This is a genomic window from Lacticaseibacillus brantae DSM 23927, from assembly GCF_001436115.1.
In the GTDB taxonomy this organism is placed as follows: domain Bacteria; phylum Bacillota; class Bacilli; order Lactobacillales; family Lactobacillaceae; genus Lacticaseibacillus; species Lacticaseibacillus brantae.
In genome coordinates this window covers 24325-47889 of record NZ_AYZQ01000001.1, presented here as the reverse complement: position 1 = coordinate 47889, position 23565 = coordinate 24325, and the positions used below count along the sequence as shown (strand labels likewise).

At 48.1% G+C, this 23565-nt stretch carries 19 protein-coding genes; 1 reads left to right on the top strand and 18 read right to left on the bottom strand.

Annotated features, from left to right (window positions below; translation table 11 throughout):
• Positions 1 to 234 precede the first annotated feature (234 nt).
• The 3 genes from hpf to FC34_RS00230 form a co-directional block, all read right to left on the bottom strand.
• The gene (gene hpf / locus FC34_RS00240; RefSeq protein WP_057893375.1) at positions 235 to 804 is read right to left on the bottom strand and encodes a ribosome hibernation-promoting factor, HPF/YfiA family; all 570 of its coding nucleotides are present in this window, start codon (positions 802 to 804) and stop codon (positions 235 to 237) included.
• 131 nt (positions 805 to 935) lie between these two features.
• Positions 936 to 1382 carry a ComF family protein gene (locus FC34_RS00235; RefSeq protein WP_235803377.1) on the bottom strand — a complete coding sequence of 149 codons (447 nt, stop codon included), beginning with the start codon at positions 1380 to 1382 and terminating at the stop codon, positions 936 to 938.
• Between the two features lie 193 nt (positions 1383 to 1575).
• Positions 1576 to 2859: an ATP-dependent helicase ComFA gene (locus FC34_RS00230; RefSeq protein WP_057893374.1), complete on the bottom strand. Its 1284-nt coding sequence runs from the start codon at positions 2857 to 2859 to the stop codon at positions 1576 to 1578.
• 28 nt (positions 2860 to 2887) lie between these two features.
• On the opposite strand from FC34_RS00230, the gene FC34_RS00225 reads away from it, so the two are divergent.
• Positions 2888 to 3538: a YigZ family protein gene (locus FC34_RS00225; RefSeq protein WP_057893373.1), complete on the top strand. Its 651-nt coding sequence runs from the start codon at positions 2888 to 2890 to the stop codon at positions 3536 to 3538.
• 14 nt (positions 3539 to 3552) lie between these two features.
• Here the strand turns inward: FC34_RS00225 and FC34_RS00220 are convergent, their stop codons facing one another.
• The 15 genes from FC34_RS00220 to FC34_RS00150 form a co-directional block, all read right to left on the bottom strand.
• Positions 3553 to 6048 (bottom strand): mucin-binding protein, encoded by a 2496-nt coding sequence (locus FC34_RS00220; RefSeq protein ID WP_235803389.1) that lies wholly within the window; start codon positions 6046 to 6048, stop codon positions 3553 to 3555.
• 402 nt (positions 6049 to 6450) lie between these two features.
• Positions 6451 to 7548 (bottom strand): glycosyltransferase family 4 protein, encoded by a 1098-nt coding sequence (locus tag FC34_RS00215; RefSeq protein WP_057894118.1) that lies wholly within the window; start codon positions 7546 to 7548, stop codon positions 6451 to 6453.
• 121 nt (positions 7549 to 7669) lie between these two features.
• Entirely contained in the window at positions 7670 to 9238 is a 1569-nt protein-coding gene (rny, locus tag FC34_RS00210) for a ribonuclease Y (RefSeq protein WP_057893371.1), read from the bottom strand.
• 216 nt (positions 9239 to 9454) lie between these two features.
• Positions 9455 to 10579: a recombinase RecA gene (gene recA / locus FC34_RS00205; protein WP_057893370.1), complete on the bottom strand. Its 1125-nt coding sequence runs from the start codon at positions 10577 to 10579 to the stop codon at positions 9455 to 9457.
• A 102-nt stretch (positions 10580 to 10681) separates the two neighbouring features.
• Positions 10682 to 11923, bottom strand: coding sequence for a competence/damage-inducible protein A (locus FC34_RS00200; RefSeq protein ID WP_057893369.1), 1242 nt, complete (start codon positions 11921 to 11923; stop codon positions 10682 to 10684).
• A gap of 115 nt (positions 11924 to 12038) precedes the next feature.
• The gene (gene pgsA, locus FC34_RS00195; protein ID WP_057893368.1) at positions 12039 to 12617 is read right to left on the bottom strand and encodes a CDP-diacylglycerol--glycerol-3-phosphate 3-phosphatidyltransferase; all 579 of its coding nucleotides are present in this window, start codon (positions 12615 to 12617) and stop codon (positions 12039 to 12041) included.
• Positions 12618 to 12626: 9 nt separating this feature from the next.
• Positions 12627 to 13514 (bottom strand): helix-turn-helix domain-containing protein, encoded by an 888-nt coding sequence (locus FC34_RS00190; RefSeq protein ID WP_057893367.1) that lies wholly within the window; start codon positions 13512 to 13514, stop codon positions 12627 to 12629.
• A gap of 87 nt (positions 13515 to 13601) precedes the next feature.
• Positions 13602 to 14327 carry an elongation factor P 5-aminopentanone reductase gene (gene ymfI / locus FC34_RS00185; RefSeq protein ID WP_057893366.1) on the bottom strand — a complete coding sequence of 242 codons (726 nt, stop codon included), beginning with the start codon at positions 14325 to 14327 and terminating at the stop codon, positions 13602 to 13604.
• The gene (yfmH, locus tag FC34_RS00180) at positions 14327 to 15619 is read right to left on the bottom strand and encodes an EF-P 5-aminopentanol modification-associated protein YfmH (protein WP_057893365.1); all 1293 of its coding nucleotides are present in this window, start codon (positions 15617 to 15619) and stop codon (positions 14327 to 14329) included. Before yfmH ends, ymfI begins: the two co-directional genes overlap by 1 nt.
• On the bottom strand, positions 15612 to 16871 hold the full coding sequence (gene yfmF, locus FC34_RS00175) for an EF-P 5-aminopentanol modification-associated protein YfmF (RefSeq protein ID WP_057893364.1): 1260 nt from the start codon (positions 16869 to 16871) through the stop codon (positions 15612 to 15614). Before yfmF ends, yfmH begins: the two co-directional genes overlap by 8 nt.
• 80 nt (positions 16872 to 16951) lie before the next feature.
• The gene (locus FC34_RS00170) at positions 16952 to 19234 is read right to left on the bottom strand and encodes an FtsK/SpoIIIE family DNA translocase (RefSeq protein WP_057893363.1); all 2283 of its coding nucleotides are present in this window, start codon (positions 19232 to 19234) and stop codon (positions 16952 to 16954) included.
• A 239-nt stretch (positions 19235 to 19473) separates the two neighbouring features.
• A complete protein-coding gene (locus FC34_RS00165) occupies positions 19474 to 19863 on the bottom strand; it encodes a DUF1149 family protein (protein ID WP_057893362.1) in 390 nt (129 codons plus the stop codon).
• A 44-nt stretch (positions 19864 to 19907) separates the two neighbouring features.
• Complete coding sequence (locus FC34_RS00160) at positions 19908 to 21935, bottom strand: DNA topoisomerase 3 (RefSeq protein ID WP_057893361.1); 2028 nt, start codon at positions 21933 to 21935, stop codon at positions 19908 to 19910.
• A gap of 10 nt (positions 21936 to 21945) precedes the next feature.
• Positions 21946 to 22455, bottom strand: coding sequence for a tRNA (cytidine(34)-2'-O)-methyltransferase (locus tag FC34_RS00155; protein ID WP_057893360.1), 510 nt, complete (start codon positions 22453 to 22455; stop codon positions 21946 to 21948).
• Positions 22456 to 22673: 218 nt separating this feature from the next.
• Complete coding sequence (locus FC34_RS00150; RefSeq protein WP_057893359.1) at positions 22674 to 23504, bottom strand: methyltransferase domain-containing protein; 831 nt, start codon at positions 23502 to 23504, stop codon at positions 22674 to 22676.
• Between the last annotated feature and the right edge of the window lie 61 nt (positions 23505 to 23565).

Sequence of the window (23565 nt, the reverse complement as noted above, 5' to 3'; positions counted from 1 at the left end):
CCCTCTCATCGTAAGTCTAAGTCGTGCAACACTTATGGCCAGTCAGCCATAGTTATATACCATACAGTATCTAGTACATTCTAGCATTGATTGGATTAGATTGAAACATTTTCGTGAGTGAGAAGTCAAGTGATTTTCTGGGAATAAAAGCGACTTTTCGGCAGAAAAAACCTGCAAATCTAAAACACCGATTTGCAGGTTATAAAGGGGTGAGCAAACGCCCACACCGCACAATTATTCGTCGGTTTCAATCAGACCGTACCGGCCGTCGCGACGCTTGTAGACAATACTTGTTCCATTAGTGTCGGCATCTTCAAAGATGAAGAAGTTATGGCCCAACATGTCCATTTGTAAAATGGCTTCTTGGGAGTCCATTGGTTTCAATGAAACTCGCTTGGTCCGAACGACTGCTAAATTGTCGCCATCACTTTCGTCCTCATTGCTATCCGCACCAGCATCAACTGCAGGCACTGATAAGTCAAATTGATCAAAGCCTTTTTCACGAGACTTCCGATTGATCTTGGTCTTGAACTTGCGAATCTGCCGTTCCAACTTGTCAGTCACCAAATCGATGCTGGCATAGAGGTCAGGACTTGTTTCTTCGGCCCGCAAGGTCAGATATGGTAGAGGAATTGTGACTTCAACCTTAGCCGTCTTATCGGAATACACCTTCAAGTTCACGTGGGCAATGGCGTCAGCAGAATCGTTGAAGAACTTGTTCAACTTGCTAATACGTTTCTCCACGTAACTCCGAATTGCTTCGGTGACCTCGATGTTTTCGCCACGAACGTTGTATGTTAGCATAAAACTTCTCCCCTTTCGTTCGCATGACACTATGCCATACGCCGGTTTTCGGGGCTATGAAGCCCTTCCAACCTTGTACCTATAGTATAGCGAACCCGCTGTGCTAAAACAATTAATAGGCTGTGAATTCTTTAGCGAATCAGTGAAAAGGATTGGACTTTTCCTTGAAAACCAGCAGCCACTAAAGCGTCTTTGGCGTGGTACAGTGTCCGGCCCGTGGTATACAAATCATCAAGCAATAGAATTTGTTTAATTCCTGACACTGGCTGAACCACCGCAAATGACTGTGGCGTTTGTAACCGTTCGGCTCGCGTCTTTTGGGCCTGCGGCTTGTCTGTGGCTGCTTTTGCCAGCAACTGCCGCAACGGCAAGTCCGCGAATAAGCCCAACACGGGATCAAATCCCCGACGGTCCAAATGCCCCGGTTCGCTGACGATTGGCACCAAAGTCCAATGTTGCAACCAGTGGGGCCACATGCCCGCAAAGGCATCATGCAGCCGATAGTCACCTAAGCCCTTATATTGTTGAATGAAAGCCTTCATGGCGGTGTTATAAGTGAACAAGGCGGAATGGTGCAATAGTGTCTCCCCTTGCTGCTCCCAACGGTGACAATCCTGGCACAGTGCGCCATCATTGGCCCGACCACAACCAGGACAAGTTGGTCGATCGACAAGGATCTCAAAAGTTCGTAAACACCGCTGGCACAGGTGAAGCCGCTGGTAGGGCCGCCAAGCCAAGTCACTCAATTGAAGATTGCCACTCATGGCAGCGTTACACAGTCGACAGCGCATGTTGGCCCCTCCGATTCATTAACGCAATTTGACTTGTTGCTGTGGCTAATGACCGCGTATAGTGACTGGCAAAGAACCAGACTGGATCATCTGGACTATCAGCACTGCGACCCGCCCGGCCGGCCATTTGTATCAAGGCGGCCGCACTGAACAAAGCACTGTCTGCCTGGAGGACAATCACCCCACAGCGGTAAATAGTCACGCCGCGTTCCAAGATAGTGGTCGTAACCAAGCATTGCCATACGTGGTGGCGAAAATTTTGGACTTTTGTCGCCCGTTCTGGGTCTTGGGCGTGAACTGACGCGACAGATAGGCCTAATTTGGCGACTAATCGTTCAATCACCGGTAACCAGTCAACCTGGGGAACGAACACCAGCACCTGGCGACCGGAAGCAACGGTCTCAAGCAACACCCGTCTGACTTTGGCCGGCACTCGTTGAAAATGACGCCCAAACGCAATTTTTGGCACTGGTAAGGGTGCCCCGTGAAATCGCCGCGGCAAATAACTGACAGCCAATGTCTTTGTTTGCACACGTTTGATTAGCTCCTGGCTGGGCGTCGCTGTGAGGTAGATTACCGCTCCTTTAGAGGCCTGTTTAACCGCAAAAGCTAACATGGGATTAGCGGCAAATGGAAAAGCGTCCACCTCATCAACGATGGTCAAATCAAACGCCTGATAGAAACGCAGAAGTTGATGGGTCGTTGCCAAAACAAGCTGGCTTTCAGGTTGCTCTCCGCTATCACCGTAATACACGGCGATAGGGAGATGCGCGAAGGCTGCCTGCAAGCGGGGCGCTAATTCCAGAATGACATCAATTCGCGGTGAAGCAATGACCACGCGCTGATTGGCTGCTAAAGCATGGGCAATGACTGGAAAAAGCATCTCGGTTTTCCCGGCACCGGTGACAGCCCACAATAAGTGGTCATGCCTTTGCATGGCACTTTCAATGAGAGCTTGACTCACCTGCGCTTGTTCTGGCGTCAAGTGTCCTGTCCAGGTAAGAGTACCATTTTGTGTCATTGGCTGAGCCGGCCACCGATACAAGCTATCCTGATCAGTGATGCGCCCCAAATTCACACAACTCGCACAATAATGCTGCCCATTAGGTAAAGCTTCCAATACTTGCGAACCACATCGCTGACACTGTAACTTTTGCCCCCGGCCGATGATGGCAGGCACCCTTTGGACATGTGCTAAACTAGACTCTGAAAGCATTAACCGGGCCACTTCACCTTCACTTAATTGCCGCCCATTTAAATCCATTTGGATCACCTCAAAGGAGATTACGCCAATGACACCGTATATTACGATTGCCCATGACGGGGAATACGAGTTCAGTGAGAAAAAATCGCGGTTCATCTGCCAAATGGCCCGCGTCAAGAGCGACGAGGCTGCACAAACTTTCATTACTGAAATTAAGAAGAAGCAATACAAAGCGACCCATAACGTCGCCGCGTATGTACTCGGCGAGCATGATGAAATTCAGCGAGCTTTTGATGACGGCGAACCCACTGGCACTGCCGGCGTGCCAATGTTACAAGTCATTCAACAAATGCATCTGAAAGACGTCGTGGCGGTCACGACTCGCTACTTTGGTGGCACTAAACTCGGCGCGGGGGGGCTCATTCGGGCATACGCCAATAGCGTCAGTGAAGCTGCTCATCACATCGGACTCGTTGAACGCCGTTTGCAAAAAAATGTCAGCCTTCATATCACCTATGCCCAGTTAGGCACCGTGCAGAATTTTCTTGAACAAGCTAATCAGCCAATTGCCGAGACAACGTACACTGATGTCGTCACTGTCCAGCTATTCATCGACGCTAATCGTGTCGCAATTCTTGAAACTGAGCTCACTGATCGACTCAATGGCCAGGTTCACATTGAAATTGGCCAAGATAGTTACCGTGAAGTCCCGCTAGACACAAAAAGCGAGTCGCTATAGCGACTCGCTTTTTTCTATGATTTGTGCGTGATCACCCAACGGCTGAATGCAAAGCCGCTGACCGTTAACAAAACTAATAATCCCAGACTAACAAGAATGCCTGATTTTTGATTCCCTGTTTGTGGCAATTGCCGATGCGCGTCTGAAATGTTCTTTGCAGACGCTGGATGTTGGGCTGGCGTCTGAACGGAACCTGGTTGTTCTGGCTTAGTCCCAGTCCCCGGTTCCTCCACAACAGGCAGACTCGGTTCCAGTGGCACAGCAGGAAAGCTTGGCTGTTCTGGTTTTCCAGGCTGCTCAGGCGTAGTTGGTTTTCCAGGTTCAACGGGCTTTGAAGGGTCACCCGGAGTCGTTGCCTTTTCAAGCTTTACCACAAAGGTTTGGGGTTTGCTCGTAAACAAAACCCGCCCGTGATTGGTGTATCCGTCAGACTCGAGGTGATAACCCTGTTGTTCAAATGTCGCAATCGTGCCGGCCGTTGTATAACCGTCCAGCGCATCCACCAGACCGTGCTGACTCTCAGTTCTGAGAATCTGATTGCCAGCTACATAGGTCACATTGATAACGCCTGTTTGAGGGACTGGGACTTTGACCGTCTCAAATTCTAAAACAAACGTCTGAGCATTCTCTGCAAAGGTCGCATTGTCAGGAAATGTGTTGGTAATCAGGCGCCGACCTTGCTGTTCAAAGTCAGCAATAGTCGCCTCAGGACTATACGCGACGCGGTCGCCAACTTTCCCACTTTCAACATCGTTCTTAACCAACTGACCGTCAACGCGATACTGAATATTTACAGTGCCAGTGGTAATAGGATCTGGCTTGACAGGTGAATATTCAGCAAAAAGATTAACGTTTAGCGAATGGGGATAAACCGTTTGTGCTGGCACGACTGCAACGTCATCCGCAGCTTGACGGCGGGAATGCAACAGCTGACTCGAAGCCGTTTTGATGTGTCGCGTATAACCCGGTTTGGCTGGTAGAACATACTCATCCCAATGGTCTTCACTTTTGTTCCAATCTTCTTGGACAGTATTAGTTGCTCGATCAATCCGGGCTGTCCCATCAAATGTGACCTCTTGGTCAGTCAGGGATATGCGCTTGCCATCAATGTCTTGATAAATATGGCGAATCACTTTTGACGCTATCAATTTCTGTTCATACCGCGCAGAAAGGTTCACGACAATAATCTGATTGCCACCAGTAAAAGTGGCTTGATCGAGCACGCCTGGATTCTTCACGATATACCGATTGACATCCGGATTCTCTTGTAAAGTATGATTCGGATTGATTGGCGCACCAACTTCGCCGCTGACCGGAATTGAATCCCCAACTTGTTTGCCAGTGTCAACATTGAAATATTGAACCAGAGCCTTGGCCTGGACAGGTTCAAAGGGGTTCACATCACTCGCGTTTGATTCTAGAAACGTCCCGATTGGAAAAACATCAGTTTCAGTCACGGCAGCATTCGGTGCAAAGATGGTAACAGCTGCTCGTAACGAGTTTCCAGTATTCTCAGTATCCAAAGTCGTCGCCTGCGAGAAGTTTAAGATGACGTCTTTGGCGTCAGCACTAAACCCGTCTGTTTTGAGAATTTGCCAACCATTCAAACTAAGCTCTGTATTAGCGTTGTTCTCTGATTGAATATTCACAATAACTTTCGCATTTGGATGAGTCTGGCCCGAAAAGACCAGTGCCCCATTGGCTTTCTCAAACTCACTCGCATCCACATTAAAATAATACGCATTGGTTCCGGCATTGTAATGCGCATCATCCACTTGAAACAGACGCCGACTATGCGAGTCCGTGGTGCTCGAGGCATCAGCTACCTTTGTGGCAGCCTCGCCAAAACTAGCCGACATCGTCTTAGCTGCAGTCTTCAAATGGTCAAAATACTGAGGTGAAATTTGGTTCGTCATAAAGACTTGGTGATTGTTTAGCAGGGCCTGAAGCCTCGAAGAAATCTTCCCCTTACCCGTAATCCCGTGACCGGGGGCAAACACAATTGGGCCAGTCCCTAACGAGGCTGAGCGAACACTGCTGATGTTCCCTTGTTCGTATAAATCACCACCGATAACGGTCGGCTGACTGGCGGCAAGCGGTTGAAATGAATCAGCATTCAATTGGATGTCACCGCCAACGGCCAGGCGCGGATCAGCCGTATTAGCACCGCCTTTTTTGATTGAAGCCGACCCGAAGACAACGGCCGAATATTGGTTAAACATTCCCTGCAGGCGCTCTGGTATTGCCGTCGCTAGTTCTGATTCTGGCACCAAATCAAGGCTCTTCGCATTGGCCTGATTTTCATAGTTCTTAGTCGGCACGATTTTCCATGACCCATTAGCCCCATCAATTTGCTTATAGCCATCTGGCAGCACAAAATTGGCTTGAGCACTCAAGGCCTCGCTCGCCATCACTGCGATTGGTGCAGCGACACTAGCGGTTAAGCCCAGCATTGCAGCCACAATCGTCACCCGGCTCACTATTTGGCGCCACAGCCGACCCATTTTCATTACACTCACGATAGTTCCCCCTATAGATATCCGTGTCATCGTTCTGATGATGACAAACAGTGCACATTAATTACAGGGGTTATCTTACTGATAAATTAGTTCTGCTTCAATTAATGTAATAGGTTTATTAGAAGCGAACACCATGGAATAAATTTATTGATTGTTTATCGTTCAAAAAATCAAAAATCGAAGTGCAATTCCTGAAAAGTTGGAAAGGCTTTAGTGGCATAATGTCTGAAAGTTCAAACTTTTGAAGGAATGGGCCAGTGAGCGACAATGACTGATTTATTGGATGTTTCAAAAATCGATAAGATTATTTAAGCCTTAAAAATCAGTTTTCTCATGCTGCTGCCATATGTAAAAAGGCCACTCCCTGACGAGAGCGACCTTGTTATTGATCCACTATTCAGTTGAATTTGGGGTATCCCGGGCCATCTTTTTGACGATGCGGCGAATACCATGAAGCAAAGGTGCTCGATTCGGTCCCAAAAGTCCAATCGATTCAACGAACAATTCGAGTCCGAAAATCAGTGCCACTGTCAGGAGAATGTTGCCCCAGAATGTACTGAGCGGATACAGCAGAGCAATCAATGAGAAAATTAATGCAATCCCGTAAATCACAAGCACAGTTTGACGATGACTGAGGCCCATTTGCATTAAACGGTGATGTAAATGGTGCTTGTCTGCTTGGGTAATTGGTTTGTTATTCAGCTTCCGCCGGATAATCGCATACAGGGTATCTGTAATTGGAACCCCGAGAATCACGACTGGAATGACTAAGGCCACAAAGGTGACATTCTTCAAGCCTTGCAAAGACAAGACACTCAGCATAAAGCCGATGAAGAGTGCGCCGGTGTCACCGAGAAATATCTTCGCCGGATGAAAGTTATGCGGAAGAAACCCAACGAGGGCCGCGACTAATGTGAAAATCATAATCGGCGTCCCTGCCTCGCCAACTGACAAGAAGAAAAAGCCAATGATACCCATGGTGAACAAAGCAATGATTGAAACTCCAGTGGCCAAACCATCTAAACCGTCAATTAAGTTCACGGCATTGGTGATGGCCAGAATCCAGATAATGGTGACCGGTAAACTCAGCCAGCCAAGGTTAAAATGCATAAATGGCAGGTTTACTTCAGTCATTTTAACGCCGGCGAGGAAGTAGACAATCAGCGCTGCAACCGTGAGCCCCAGCATCTTTTGCCGGGGGGTTAATTCTTTAATATCATCGATCATCCCTGTAATAATGACGACCGTTTCCGCCAGAAACAAGGAAAATAATAAGTGCGTGTTAAATTGGGGCCGCAAAATCACAAACGTCGAAAAGGTGAACGATAAAAATATGGCCAGCCCACCCATGGTCGGCATGGCTTTCGTATTCACCCGACGTGCGTTTGGCTTATCCACGGCACCTAAAACAAAGGCGAGCTTTCGGACAAACGGCGTAATCGCGGCAGAAATCAGCATTGTAACCACAAAGCTGACAATAATACTGAACATCGGCATGTTAATAACCTGCTTTCGTAAACTTCTTTCATTATACTAACCCCGCGATACAAGCACAACACGCAAAAAAAGCAGCGACCCAACTATGACTAGTTGAATCGCTGCTTGACCTCATCTATTTGGCGTACTCGACAGTCCGCTTCTCACGGATAACAGTCACCTTGATGTGGCCAGGATATTCAAGTTCATGTTCAATCTCGTTTCGAATGTCACGGGCTAAAACAACGGATTGTTCATCGTTGATTTCTTCCGGTGTCACAATGACGCGAACCTCACGACCAGCTTGAATCGCAAAACTATGATCAACACCAGCATGGCGATTGGCAATGCTTTCCAGTTTCTCCAACCGGTGCAGATAGTTCTCTAATGATTCAGACCGGGCGCCAGGACGAGCAGCAGAAATGGCATCTGCCGCTGCCACCAGCACAGCGATGACACTTGTTGGTTCCACATCACCATGGTGAGACGCAATCGTATTGACGACAATTGCAGGTTCCTTGTATTTCTTGGCGATTTCCACACCAATTTCAACGTGGGAACCATCAACTTCATGGTCAAGTGCCTTACCAATATCGTGCATCAAGCCAGCACGTTTAGCCATGGTGACATCTTCGCCTAATTCGGCAGCCATGACACCGGCTAACTTCGCGACTTGAATTGAGTGATCAAGCACATTCTGACCATAACTCGTCCGGAAATGGAGCCGGCCTAAAATCTTAATTAGGTCAGGATGCATGCTGTGGATTCCCGTATCAAAGATGGCTTGTTCACCAATTTCGCGAATGCGGCCATCCATTTCTTTACGGGATTTGTCGACCATTTCTTCAATTCGAGCCGGATGAATCCGACCATCTTGAATTAACTTCTCTAATGCCAACCGTGCGATTTCGCGCCGGATTGGATCAAAGCCACTCAGAACCACGGCTTCAGGAGTGTCATCAATAATCAAATCGATCCCGGTCAGTGTTTCCAAGGTTCGGATGTTCCGACCTTCACGGCCAATAATCCGGCCCTTCATGTCATCATTCGGTAGGTTCACGACAGTGACTGTTGTTTCGGCCACAATATCAGATGCGCTCCGTTGGATGGCATCGGCAATCAATGCCTTGGCTGAGCGATCAGCCGTTTCTTTGGCTTCAAGTTCACTTTCCTTAATCATGACGGCTCGTTCATGCGCGAGTTCGTCTGATGTCGTTGAAAGAATTTGCTCGCGTGCCTCGTCTTGCGTTAAGTCCGCAATCCGTTCTAATTCAGCTTGTTGCTTATCAATCTCGGTGGTAATAGCTTGTTCACGTTCATCCAGTTGTTGCTGGCGTTGATTTAAATTCACTTCTCGATCAGAAAGACTTTGTTCCTTACGGTCAAGCGTTTCTTCACGATGATCGAGTGTCTCTTCCCGCTGCAATACGCGATGTTCAGACTTTTGAACCTCGCTACGTCGTTCTTTCAACTCATCTTCAACTTGGCTACGATACTGGTGGGTTTCATCTTTTGCTTCAAGCAGTGTCTCTTTTTTGAGTGTTGCTGCTTCTTTTTTAGCTGTCTCAATAATTCCCGTAGCAGTTTGTCCTGCTGCTTGCATTGCCTTATCGTGGCTTCGTTTCTGAAGCGATACTCCAATCAATATACCAACCGCTAACCCAATGACTGCGAGGATTATCGAGACCAGTGTTGCTGAGCTCATTTTTTCACCTCCGCATCATCTAAGCGATTCAATCATTTTGCGATTAACCATTCTTTGATGCATTATTTTATATTCTCATACTCTTTCGATTGTACTGGTTAGACCGGGGTGTGTCAACCGCCCAAGACCATGGCTGTGGTGTTTGGAAACGGCTCCAACAATGCGTTAACAAGCAAAAACGCCACCCTCAATCAAGCAAGGGTAGCGTTTAATAAACTATTTAGCTTTGTCGTCTGCGGCCACTTCTTCAAAAAGAACTGGTTCTTCGACATCTTTAGTCTTGCTTGACTTGCTCTTCTTATCTGATGCTGTCTGATCTTCAGCCTTTTCGGGCTCTGCTTCAGGCACACCATCCATGTGATAAGCTTCCCGCACCTTAGCGCGAATTTCGGCCTTCACTTCTGGATGTTCATCAAGATAGGCTTTGGCATTCTCACGGCCCTGACCAATGCGATCTTCACCGTAGCCATACCATGAACCGGACTTGGAGACGATGTCCTTCTCAACAGCCATATCAATGATTTCGCCAGTTTGAGAAATCCCATGGCCATACATAATATCGACTTCGGCAACGCGGAATGGTGGTGCAACCTTATTCTTGACCACTTTGATCTTGGTCCGGTTCCCCATAACATTGGTACCGTCTTTAATTTGTTCTGCCCGCCGGACTTCTAACCGCACGGTGGCATAGAACTTCAAGGCCCGACCACCAGGAGTTGTTTCGGGGTTACCAAACATCACGCCGACTTTTTCACGAATCTGGTTGATGAACAAGGCAATAGTCTTGGTCTTATTGATGGAGCCAGAAAGCTTCCGGAGGGCTTGTGACATCAGCCGCGCTTGCAACCCGACATGAGCGTCACCCATTTCGCCTTCGATTTCAGCCCGTGGCACTAAGGCTGCGACTGAATCGACGACGACAATATCAACGGCCCCTGATGAAACTAAGGCATCGGCAATTTCAAGCCCTTGTTCCCCAGTATCCGGTTGAGAAAGCAGCAATTCGTCAATATTAACGCCTAAAGCGGTGGCATACTTGGGATCCATCGCATTTTCAGCATCGATGTAAGCGGCAGTCCCACCAGCCTTTTGGACTTCGGCAACGGCGTGTAAGGCGATGGTGGTCTTACCAGAACTCTCAGGTCCATAAATTTCAACAATCCGGCCACGAGGAAAGCCCCCAACACCGAGTGCATCATCGAGAGCTAAGGAACCTGTAGAGACGGTTGAAACCCGGGTATCAACCTTGTCCCCCATCCGCATAATTGAGCCCTTACCAAAGTTCTTTTCAATTTTCTTTAAGGCATTATCAAGTGCCATTTTACGTTCATCTTGAGCCATAGTGACCTCCTTACGAGTCATTCAATATCTCTATTTTACAGGTCAGGTCAGAGAATAGCAAGCAAAAAGCGAACAAATGTTCCTATCGCGATTCGATAGCTTTTAGTGGGCTTGAATAGCCCGCAAAGCCATGAACAAGCCCTGTTTAACCGCACGATAGCGCACATCTTGTCGGCTGCCTGGAAAATGAAATACTTGCGCTGAGACACCGGTACTATGGGCAACACCAATCCACACCGTCCCAGCTGGCTGTCCTTCTAATTCTTCTGGGCCAGCTACTCCGGTGAAACTAATTGCCAGAGTCGCGTTTGCAGCGTTGAGTGCGCCAGTTGCCATTGCCTTAGCGGTAAATTCGCTCACAACGCCATGCTCTGCCAGTTCAACCTGGTTTATGCCCAGAAACTTCGCCTTGGTTGCTTCTGCATAGGTCACAAAGCCACCATTAAAGACCGCTGAGACACCGGCAACATCTCCCAAAGCGGCCTGAAAGGCACCAGCAGTTAAACTCTCTGCGGCTGTGATTGTCATTGCCTTGCTTTTAAGCGCCTCGACCACAGTCTGGGCCAGACTATTATGATCGCCATAACCATAGAAGTATTCACCCACGCGACCCATAATGGTCTCTTCCATTGGCGCTAACAACGCCAGAGCCGCCTCGTCACTATCGGCACGAGCAGTCAGCCGCAATGTGACCTCGTAGTCTTTGACATAGCTTGCAATCGTTGGATTATCCTGCCCATCAATCACATCAGCTAACTCAGTGACCAAGGCTGATTCGCCGATGCCATAGAACCGAAGCACACGACTGACAAGAATTTGGTGGTCAGCCTGTAGATCCAATAATCGGGGAACCAATTGATTAATCACCATCGGTTCCATTTCCTTTGGAGGACCTGGCAAAAGGACAAATTGCGTGTCAAAAGCCTCAGTCATCGCACCCACAGCGAGGCCGATTTCATTATCAAGGGGGGTAGCATCCAGTGGTAACATCGCCTGAATGCGATTGTTATCAGTCAACTCTCGCTGCTGCTGTTTCCCCCACTTAATCAATTTATCAATTGCCTTAAAGTTGACGACTAATGGTTTGCCAATATGAGCTGATAAGACTTGTTTCGTTAAATCATCAGGCGTTGGTCCAAGGCCGCCAATGAGAATGACCAAATCCGATCGACTCTGGGCTAAGCTAATCGCATCATCCAAACGTTCGCCGTTATCGCCGACGACTTGTTGGAAATGACTAGTGATTCCCAGTGTTGCTAACTGCTTGGCAACAAAACTGGCATTAGTGTTGACGATTTCACCTAGTAAGATTTCCGTGCCTACCGCAATAATTTCTGCTTCCATCTCTGCACCCCTTATATTTCGCATTTAAATACTGTTCATGATACACCGTTAAGAAATATCTTCCAAACCAACAAAAAACCGTCGGCCATTGCTGCCGACGGTTGAAAAATAATCATTAGAATGAATCGCTGAAGACGCCACGATTCTTGTAGAAGTATTCAACACCAGAGTAAATGGTGAAGAAAACAGCAATATAGAAAAGAATCAGTGCCATCGGAATGTGCAACGCTGCAAAGCCGGCGTTATTAACCATTAAGAAAATAATCGCAAACATCTGCGTTGTTGTCTTGATTTTGCCTGGCCAGGCAGCTGCCAAGACTTCACCTTCATTTGACAATAACAGCCGTAACCCAGTCACAGCTAGTTCACGCCATAAAATGATTGCGACACCCCAGGCTGGAATCCGACCGTCAACAGCTAAGAAGATGAACGCTGTCATAACAAGTAACTTGTCAGCCAGTGGATCGGCAAACTTACCAAAGTTTGTCACCAGGTGATTGCGCCGAGCAATTTGGCCGTCAGCGAAATCAGTGAGGGAAGCCACGATGAAAATAATCACCGCAATCAGCCAGGAAAGCCCAACTTCAGTTCCCAAGACATCCACGCTGCCTGCCGGCCAATTGAAGGCCAACATTAAAGTGAAAATTGGAATCAAGATGATCCGAATCATGGTTAATCGATTTGGTAAATTCATGTCGCTCTCCTACTCAGCGGTCGTCGCTGTGAAATTAATGGTCCGCACAATACTTGCCGCATTACCAAGGTCAACCTTGCTATCATTAACCTGGATAGTGGTGACAGGCGCATTCCCGGACTTTACGGAAAAGGCAGTCGTACCATCAGGCAAATCAACAGCCTGGTTGGTGCCAGCTTGCAGCAGACCTTGCCAAGTGGTCGCCCCATTAATCATTACAGAAACCCAGGCCTGACCTGAACTAACCCCGACAGTAATCTTATTCCCCGTCTTAGGTAGGTTCTTGACTGCAACCGCTTGGGTCGCGCCGTCAGCCGGTGTCACATCAACACTGAGGTCCTTCTTATCAGCCTTCTTGCTGCTAGACTCACTCGCCTTTTTCTTACTAGACTCGCTCGTTTTACTGCTACTGTCGGCACGCTCTGATGAGCTCGACTTATCAGAAACCTTGACCGAGGATTCGATTGGAATCGCCGGCTTCGGTTCACTCGCCGTTTGGCGCATCGTCACGATATAAATTACCAAGATGATGGCTAAACCAATCACAGCAATTAAGATTTGTGGTAAGTAACGACGAATCCGGTTGGCGGGTGAGGCCGAAGGTGTCCGGTTAGTGCGGGTCCGACTGTCGACATTTTGATCAGACTCAACAGTTGGTTGAGCCACTGGAACATCTTCTTGAAATTCATTGAGAAGTGCATCCCCATCGAGACCAACAGTTTGGGCGTATTGCTTAATAAAGGCCCTAACGTAAAAGTCCCCTGGCAACGCATCAAACCGCCCTTCTTCAATCGCAATTAAATAACGCTTTTGAATTTTGGTGACTTGTTGTAGGTCGTCAAGGGTATAGCCCTTTTCAACTCGTGCTGCCTGTAATTTTTGACCGATTTCATCCATTTGTTTTCTTCACCCGCTAGCGTTTTTTGTTCGTTTTCAGTATAACATGTTTCCTAAAGGCAATAAATTAAGAAATTATTTTTATTCTTACTGCCGCCAGCCACCAGTGACATAGAGCGTTTGACCAGTCATATATGCTGCTTCTGGCTGACAAAGCATGGTCACATAGTAGCTAATATCTTGTGGCGTTGCTAACCGGGCCGCCGGGATTTCAGCTTGCACTGCCGCCATTGTGTCAGCGTCAAACATCTGATTCATCTTGGTAGCCACTGCCCCTGGGGCGACGACATTGACTGTCATGCCCAAGCTAGCCACCTCTTGACTATAAGCCCGGACAAAGGCGGACTGTGCGCCTTTGACCGTGCTATAAGGGACTTCCATCGCCGAACCGCGGCCACCATAGACAGAGCCAATGAAAACCACGCGACCACTGCCGCTGCGGGCCAATTTGGACTGCAACTGTGTTAACAGAGCCATCGGTGCCACCAGATGCATTCGAGTCAGCGCTTCAATCTGAGCGACTGGTATATCAACCAGCAGCCCATAAGCCGTGACCCCAGCCGCAAAAACCACGGCATCGAGGCTAAAAATGTTCTCAGTAATCTGATTGAGTTGACTGAGGTCGGATAAGTCGGCTTGCAGCGTTAAGAAATCCTGCTGCGGATAAGTGGCTTGCAGCTCGGATTGCAGTGCGGCAATCACTTGCTCATGGGAGAAATAGTGCAAATACAATGACCAGCCATCAGCGGCCAACCGCCGACTGATCGCTTGGCCAATATCACCAGAAGCCCCCAGAATCAATGCTGCTGGCATCATTCACCCTCCGATAATAAGTGGAAGACAGACACTGCGTCAACATTAAGAAACTCAGTAGCCACTTGTTGTAGATCAGCCAAGGTTAGACTGTTGAGGGCCTTAGGAAAGTCAAACAGGGTTGAAGTCCCAAAGCTTTGGGCACTCAGCTGATTAGCAATCCCTTCAAGTGAATTCAGCGATTGATAGTACTTGCCTAGCGCCGCCCGTTGGAGCTGTTTAAACCGAGCCTCATTCAGCTCTGGTTGATCAACCCCGCGGTTAATGACATCAATCACCGCATCCGAGAAGGCAGCAGGGTCATTCGTGTCACTGCCAATGGTGGCAAAGTTGTAAGTGCGCTGAGCGGAGTATTCAAAATCAAAAGAATCATCAATCAAGCCATCGTCATACCACTTCAAATATAACTCTGACGAATCCCCAAAGATACTTTCTAACAGTAAGCGGACGGCAATCTGATATTTTAACCCTTCAAAATCATCTTGCACATCCCGAGTGCCTTTGATGCCCACGATACTTTTCGGTTGAACGATTGGCATTTCAAGAACCCGGTATGGCAAAATCGTCGAAATATCCGTATCAACTTCGACCCCACGAGTGAAAGGCCCATTCACCAGCTGCTTTTTGGCTTGATTGTTAGCCACCAGGGCCACAATAGCGTCAGGGTCGACATTGCCGACAATCGTCAGTGTCATGTTGCTTGGCTGATAGAACGTGCGATGAACGTCATAGAGCATTTCAGGGGTAATTTTATCGATTGAATCAATCGTCCCAGCCACGTCGATGTGCACCGGATGAGTTGGGTACAAATTACCAATCATCCCAAAATACAACCGCCAGCCAGGATCATCTTGATACATCTGGATTTCCTGCCCGATAATCCCTTTTTCTTTATTCACCGTTTGATCGGTGAAGTATGGATCCTGCACGAAATCAAGCAAGGTTTCAAGATTCGTTTCGACTGCCGCAGTGGTGGAGAAAAGATAGCTCGTCCGAGTCGCGCCAGTGAAGGCATTGGCGTTGGCCCCTGTTTCGCCAAACAAGTCGAAAGCATCGTGATCGGCTTTTTCAAAGAGCTTATGTTCCAGGAAATGCGCAATGCCATCAGGCGTGTCAACGAATTGATCGCCGCCAAGCGGGATGAAGCGGGTATCAATTGAACCGTAGTTAGTCGTCATCAATGCATACGTTTTATGGTAGTCAGCTTTAGGGACCACAATCACGGTTAACCCGTTCGGGAGTACTTGCCGGTAGAGGGTCTCATCCGCATCCGCGTAAGTTTGTTTATCCATTATTTGCCCCCGTTAAGAAGTACGTTGCCTGCAATTGCATCGTTTTAGCTGCTGCTTGCACCTGGGCTTTGGTTACGGCTTGAACTTTAGCAGTGAAACTAGCCAAGTCAGTTGGCGCACCAGGTGTTAGCGCATGGAATAATGCCTGATTACTCAAGAATCGTGGACTGTCCGCGCCAGACACGCGGGCATTAATCAGGCCGTCCTTAATAGCTTGTAGCCGCGCTTCGTCAAACTCACCATCAATAATGAGTTGGCGTTGCTGGCTAATTAAATCGAGTACCCGCGGTTGTTGGTCAGCGTCAATCCCTGTTTGCACCGACATAAAGTGGCGCAAGGCATCCAACTGCGAACTGGCATAATACGCCAAGCTAGCTTTTTCACGGACATTCGTGAATAGCATGGATAGCGGGGAGCCTCCAAATAGTGACTCAGCTACTAGCATCGCGAAATATTTGGGGCCAAAGTCGTCAATCTCGACATGATAGCCTAGGTTGAACTTGGCTTGATTGACATTGGCGGTTTCAGTTTGAGTTGCAATCTCTGGCCCCACCGGTTGATCAAAACTCAAACTGCCAACGGTTGCTCGAGGGCCAAAAGGTAATTGTTCGGTTAATTTCGTCACCAATTCTGCATCAACATTGCCGAGAACGACAATTTCGATTTGGTCATGGGCCAACACATCTTGATAGTACTGATACAGACTTGTCGGTGTGATCTCACGTAAGGCGTCAATTTCGCCGAAACTTGGCACAGCCTGGTCCGGTGAAGCGGCGAAGTACAGGCGCTGAAGGGCCAAAGCCGCCTGAGTTTGACGATCATCGTCCAGACTGGCCAAGTATTGCATGAGATTCTCCTGCTCGCGGTCAAAAGTAACCTGATCAAAAGCCTCATTTTGAACGTTCGGGCGAAAAATCAGACGCTGAATGAAGTCAAAGGCTGCCGGTAATAATGAGCTGTCGGCAAATTGATCTGCCACTAAATTCATCGTCGCTGAAATTCGGTGAACCTGTCCTTCCCGCGCTACCCCGATGCCAAATGATGCTCCATAAAGACTTTCTAAGAACGTTGAAACTTTAGCTTGGGTTGGATAATCTGCGCTGTTCGTCTCCAGCATACTTGTCAGCAAAGTGCGCTGAGTTACCGTAGCTTTGGCCAAAGGCGCAATGAATTGGATCGAAATACGGGTGGTTTTAAATTGTTGCGTTTCAATGATGTTCAAATGAACACCTGGTTTTAATTCGATTCTCAAATTAGCTGGGTCCTTTCACGGTCACAGTCATTTATCTATTGTCATCTTACCAGAAAGTGCCAATGTGCTGAAACCGACGCTTACTCACCGCTGGCAGGGAAAACCTTGCGTGGCTTGCTACCTTCGCTCGGCCCCACAATGCCATTAGCTTCTAAATCGTCAATAAGCCGAGCAGCACGGTTGTATCCAATCCGAAAGCGTCGCTGCAGCATAGAGGTCGATGCTGAGCCTTGCTGACGAACAAAATCGACAGCATCATCATAGTACTCATCTTCTGAATCAGCACCACCGGCCGTGTCATCAGTTTCACTCGGTGCCATATTATCATCATACGCCGGTGCGACTTGGCTGGTAATCGCGTTTACCACTGCCTCAACATCGGCAGAAGGGATGAACGCACCTTGGATCCGCACTGGTTTATTTGCATCGACAGGTTCATAAAGCATATCCCCACGGCCCAGCAACTTTTCAGCACCATTGGCATCCAAAATGGTCCGGGAATCGATCCCAGATGATACCGCAAACGCAATCCGGGATGGCACGTTGGCCTTGATCAGACCTGTAATAACATCAACACTAGGCCGCTGGGTCGCAATGATGACGTGAATTCCGGCTGCTCGGGCCATTTGGGCTAGGCGCACAATCGCAGTTTCAACTTCATTACCCGCCACCATCATTAAGTCGGATAACTCATCGACAATAACGACAATGTAAGGCATTTTCTGAATTGGTGTATCGTTGGCCAAAACTTTCTGATTAAACTCATCAATATTGCGGACACCAGCTGCAGCAAATGCCTCATACCGGCGATCCATTTCTGTAATCACCTTGTTGAGGGCACTAGGCGCCTTTTTGGCCTCCGTGACAACGGGCGTTAACAAATGCGGCACGCCGTTATAAATCGACAACTCTACTCGTTTAGGATCAATGAGCATCAAGCGGACTTCGGTTGGTTTTGTGGTCATCAAGATACTGGTAATAATTACGTTAATCATGACCGACTTACCCGACCCGGTCGACCCCGCAATCAGCAAGTGCGGCATTTTCGTCAGATCAAACGTGACCACTTGACCATTAACATCTTTCCCTAACGGAATCACAAGCGGCTTATCAGGATGTTTGGGTGTTGCCGCGAGCACTTCGCGATAACCAACCATGGCAACTTGTTGGTTTGGAACTTCAATCCCAATCAGTGGTTTCCCAGGGATGGGCGCTTCAATCCGAATATCCTTTGCAGCCAGTGCCAAGGCCAAGTCATCAGATAGGTTCACAATTTTGCTGACTTTAACGCCAACTGCAGGTTGAATTTCATACTGCGTAATCGCAGGGCCCAGGGTTGCGGATTTCACTGAGACATCCACCCCGAAACTGTCCAACGTTTGTTTTAATTTTACGCGATTGCGCTTAATAGCATCATATTCGGTGCTTTGATCAGCTGCTTGCGTGACCGTCAATAAATCCAAGCTTGGCAAGTCGTAATCCACAAAATCCGGATCACTCGCTATATCAGAGTCACCCGCACTTGGCGTTACCGGTGCACTAGAGACCGGCTTGACGACCGGTTTCGGTGTTGGGTTCACTGGCGGTGTCACTGGCTCAGGTGCGTTGATCGTAAAGTCATCAGATTCAGCTGTTTCACGGGCTGGTGGTAAGTCAGGTTCATTATCGGGCGCCACAACTGCGACTTTGGGCTGTGGTTGTGGTTTTGCTGGTCGTGGGGCCCGGTTACGCCAGCGGTCAGTCAGATTCAGCCAACTCGATTTCAGCGTATGACCAATGCCTTGGCAAACGGCAAAGACTTGTTGCGGCTTAACATTGAAAATAGCCAGAATACTAGCAATTCCCCCGAGGCCAGCCAAGGCAATCGCGCCAACTTGAGAAAACAGTGGCGCTAATAAACTGTCCAAGGAGCTCCCAATCAAGCCACCGCCAACAACTGAGGCGGTCGTCATCGTACTGAAATCATTCTGGAGTAAATGCCAAGTGGCAGTAAAATAATGGGCATGAATGTCGAGTGCATTAGCTGTTAGCGCACTGAGCATGACGAGTACGCTCACATAAAGTCCAGTGAATCCAAATAGAATCCGACGAGGAATTAATGGTAGCCGCCCGGCAAAAAGAAGCCAAGCCCCCACACCCGCCAGCAGCCCACTAGCAATCAGGAAGGAGTCCCCGACAAACAAACGTAACACGTTGGCGGTGAAAATTCCGACGATGCCCAACCTGAAACCAGCAAAGGCAGCGATAATGAGAAACAACACGCCAATCCAATTGAGGGTGTTATCAACATGTTTTTGTGGGCGTCGTTTGGACGCGGTTTTCTTTGCGGGTTTGCGTTTGGTGGTACGTCGTGTTTGCGCCAAAAAGACCCCTCCTTTACTGAAAAGATTATACACGAAAAGCGTTGCCCTGTCAGACGGCTCGAGTAATCGGAACCGACTCAAATATCTCAAGGACATTTCTGCAAGTTGCAGGCAATTGTGCAACTGGATTTAAAATTCAATCTAAAGCGATTTTACTGAAGGCTAATGCATAAACAAGAGGCTATGACGCCATCCCTTGGGTGATGTCATAGCCTCTGCTTTGCTTGTATCTTGATTCGTTAGTCTGCGGCTTGAAAATTCAAAGAAATACCTTGATCCAAGGCAACAGCGGTTACCTGATAGGTTAAGGTTTCAATGGTCTCCACCAGAGGCCGCGATAGCTTCTGTAAATCATCTGGCGCAATGTCTTTTGCCTCACCAAAATAGTCCAGAGTTTGAACGATTTGCGTAATCTGACCGGAGACTTCAAAGCCAGTGTTTCCCGCAATAACATCAAAGGGTACCATAATTTCAAAGAAATTCCCGGCCTTAGTTTCGGCCTGGCGTTCCGGATCGGTTGGTTCCACTTGCCGCATGGCAACCTGGACATCCTGCTTCAATTCGGCATCGGGGCCGACTAAATCATAATGAAATGATTGGACAATGATTGAAAACCGTTTCGTTTGCATAATAACCTCCTGTTATTCGGCGCTGCCTTGATTATACCACGTGACTAGTCTTGCTTCATGGCTGCTTTCAAGGCCGCAGCCAATGGGCTTTCTGCCGGTTCTTCGTCTTGACTATACTTTTTGAGCAACCGTTGTTCTTCTCGCTTGTTCATTTTTTTGTTGCCCTTGGCCTGAGACATTGCTTCAGTATTACCACAATTCAAGCATTTGAAGTAATCGCCTTTGGATCCCGTCAAAATGACCATCTTCTTATGACATTGGCTGCAGCGATGATTGGTGACCTTAGGATCCCGATACCGCTTGTAGCCACAATTATTGCAGACTAATAGCACACCTTGTTTAGTCTGCTTCTCGCGTAAATTCTGGCCACAGTCCGGACAGAGTTTGCCGGTGACGGAATGATCTTCATATTTAGCCTGGCTTTGTTTGACTTCAAGGACCAATGCTTTAGTCTCGGTTTTAATTTCGTCGATGAAGGTCGTACGAGATAGCTTGCCGGCCTCAATAGCTTTAAGGCTACTTTCCCACTTTGCGGTGAGATCAGGCGAAACTAGTCGGGGATTGACTAATTTGAGCAACTGCTTCCCCTTTGGCGTCACAGTCAAATCGCGACCTTGCTTGGCCATTGAGCCCGAGTTTTGCAGCTTATCGATGATATCGGCCCGGGTTGCAGGGGTCCCTAAACCAAATTGCTCCATCTTACCCAGCAGACTAGCTTCATTGAGCAATGCAGGTGGCTGAGTCTGTTTCATTTCGACGCTGGCATTGCCAGTGATTGTCTCTCCAATTGATAACTTAGCCGCCTGATTCTTCTCGACTGCCTTAAAACCTGGCTGGATGACGCTGACCGTTTTCAACGTTAAGGTCAAATCACCAGCGGACAAAGTATAGGTCAGTTGCTCTGCTTCGTACGCTGGCTTAAATAAATCAATAAAGCGGCCCACAATCAAGCGATAGATATTAAGTTCATCCCGATCAAGTTTGGCGGGATCAACAGCCTGCTCTGTGGGAATCAACCCATAGTGATCGCCCACTTTAGCGTCGTTATACACGTATTTAGGTAACGTTGGATTTTTAATCGACTCGTCATGATACCGGCGAATTGCCTGAAGTCGATCAGCCATCGTCGCTTTCAAATCAGTCGTCAGATACCGCGAGTCAGTCCGCGGATAAGTCACAGCCTTTTCGCGTTCATACAGATTCTGCAAGTAGTTCAACGTTTGCTTCGGTGAATAACCGAATTTCTGGTTCGCCACTTGTTGAAGCTCGTTCAAATCAAACGGCAGTGGTGCTTGCTCGCGCTGTTGCTTGACCTTTATAGCAGTCACTTTGAGTGGCTGTTGATTCAAGCTAGCGGCGACTTGTTTGGCTTTATCCGCCGCATATTGTTGTTTCAACGTTGCTTTGCCCAATGCGGTCTGAACGGTAACAACTGCAAAGCTTTCCGGCTTAAATTGATTGCGCTTTTGCTCTTGATTAGCCACAAAGGCCAGGGTCGGTGTCTGCACGCGGCCAGCTGATAACGAATCATCGTACTTAATTGTCAAGGCCCGGCTGACATTCAAGCCAACCAACCAGTCGGCTTCAGCCCGCGCTAATGCCGCTTGATAGAGATTGTCGTATTGCTTGGCTGAAGCAAGGTGGTCAAAGCCATCCCGAATCGCCCGATCGGTCTGAGAAGAAATCCACAGTCGCTTCAGGGGTTTGCTAAAATTAAGGTAGTTAAAAATATATCGCGCGACCAACTCGCCTTCGCGACCGGCATCCGTGGCGATGATGGCCTCACTAATATCTGCGCGTTTGGCGAGTGCCTTCACCACGGCAAGCTGTTTGCGGGTTTGTTTGAGCGGAGTGGTTTCCAACTTCTGGGGGATTAATGGCAGAGTATCAAAGGTCCACTCCGCCCATTCGGGGTGATATTGTTCCGGCATTTTCAGCGTCAACAAATGGCCTAATGACCAGGTCACGACATAACCGTTTCCCTCAAAATAGCCATTATGTTTTTGCTTTGCGCCCAAAACGCGGGCCAATTCGGCCCCGACACTAGGTTTTTCAGCCAGCACTAATTTCATCTTGGTCTCCTTACTTTAATTTATCGTGTTCATACATGTGGTGACGTTCAAGCCCAGCAAAATCTTGTTGTCGCAAGGCTTCATAGATTACTAAGGCAGCAGTGTTAGAAAGGTTGAGTGCTCGAACTTTGTCTGTCATGGGAATGCGGAGCGCCTTTTCTGGATTGGCCCGCATAAATGGTTCAGGCAGGCCCGTCGTTTCTTTCCCGAATAAGAAATAATGGTCCACAGTGGTATCAGACAAATCTTGGTCAGAATAGGTTTTATCGGCGAACTTACTAATTAAATAGAGATACTGATCGTCTGGGACGGTTGCTAAGAAGTCGTCCAAGCTGTCATGATAAACAATCTTCACTGAATTCCAGTAATCAAGCCCTGCCCGCTTCAAATGCTTGTCATCGACTTCAAAACCAAGGGGTTTAATGAGATGAAGATAGCTATCGGTTGCGGCAGCGGTCCGAGCAATATTGCCTGTATTTGCGGGAATTAAGGGTTCAAATAATACGATATGATTTGCCATAAGAGCCTCCAAAAATATAAACTTGATTAGCGTACGGGGATTTGCCAACGTACAAAAAAAACGCATAGCTTCGGTTATCCACAGCGAAGCAATGCGTTAGTGAAGTTTTCTAGCGCTAACTTTTATCACCGCCGACAAAAGCAGCCGTCTGATAAAAGTGAGTGATAAAAAAGCTTGAGAGTAATATAACATTATTACTAGCGCAGTGCAAGCCCATTTTAAAGGCTGGCGACCGTCACCAAACTCACATCCACCGTGACTTCCGTGGGCGGCTGGGCCAGTAATTCGGCCCGCGCCTCTTCGGGTGCCTGCCAAGACAGTGGTGTCATCGTGACAACGTCTGAAAATAACGTTGGTGAAGCCTTAAAAGCATATCGAATTGGCGTAATGGTTGCATTGGAATAAGTCGCTAATAAACGGTCGAGTACGCGTTCATTCGAATAAGTTGCTTTAGCAGTACCGGCGTACAAGCCTTGCCGTAATTCTTTCAAGTAATCAGCGTTAGGAACAACCTTAAAAAGCCGTCCCCCTGGCGCTACCCGAGCAAATTCTGCATACGCTCCAGGTGAAAACAGGTCGACAATGGTATCAAAACTACCAGCCAGAAATGGCAACTTAGTCAAGTCCGCCACGCAGAAGAAAGCCTCACTCGCTAAAGCGCCCGCCAATTTAATGGCCGGCGCAGAGATATCAAAACCCACGGTGGCGGCACCACTCTGGGCCAACGCGGCAGTTGGCGTGCCTTCACCACAGCCAATATCTAAGACTCGGTTACGTGGGCTTAGTTCAGCGGCAATCCGATCCACAAATGGGCTAAAGAAGCCAGCGTCTAACACACGCCGGCGGGCAGCCAGCATCGTTTCGGTATATTCAGTGGGCACTGGCGCATTGAGGAAGTTGACGGTTCCCTTTTTATTCAGATCAAAGCGATGCTGATTGTCACAAACTAAGCTCGTCTGATCTGGCCTTAATTCTTGTCCACAGACCGGACACGCAAACAAATGCGGATTAGCCTGGACAAATTCAATTTTTTGTTCGATTTTACGCATTAATCTGCTCCCGGAGTTGAAAGCATGCTTTTTTCCGGTAGACTAGAGAAAACAGTTAAGG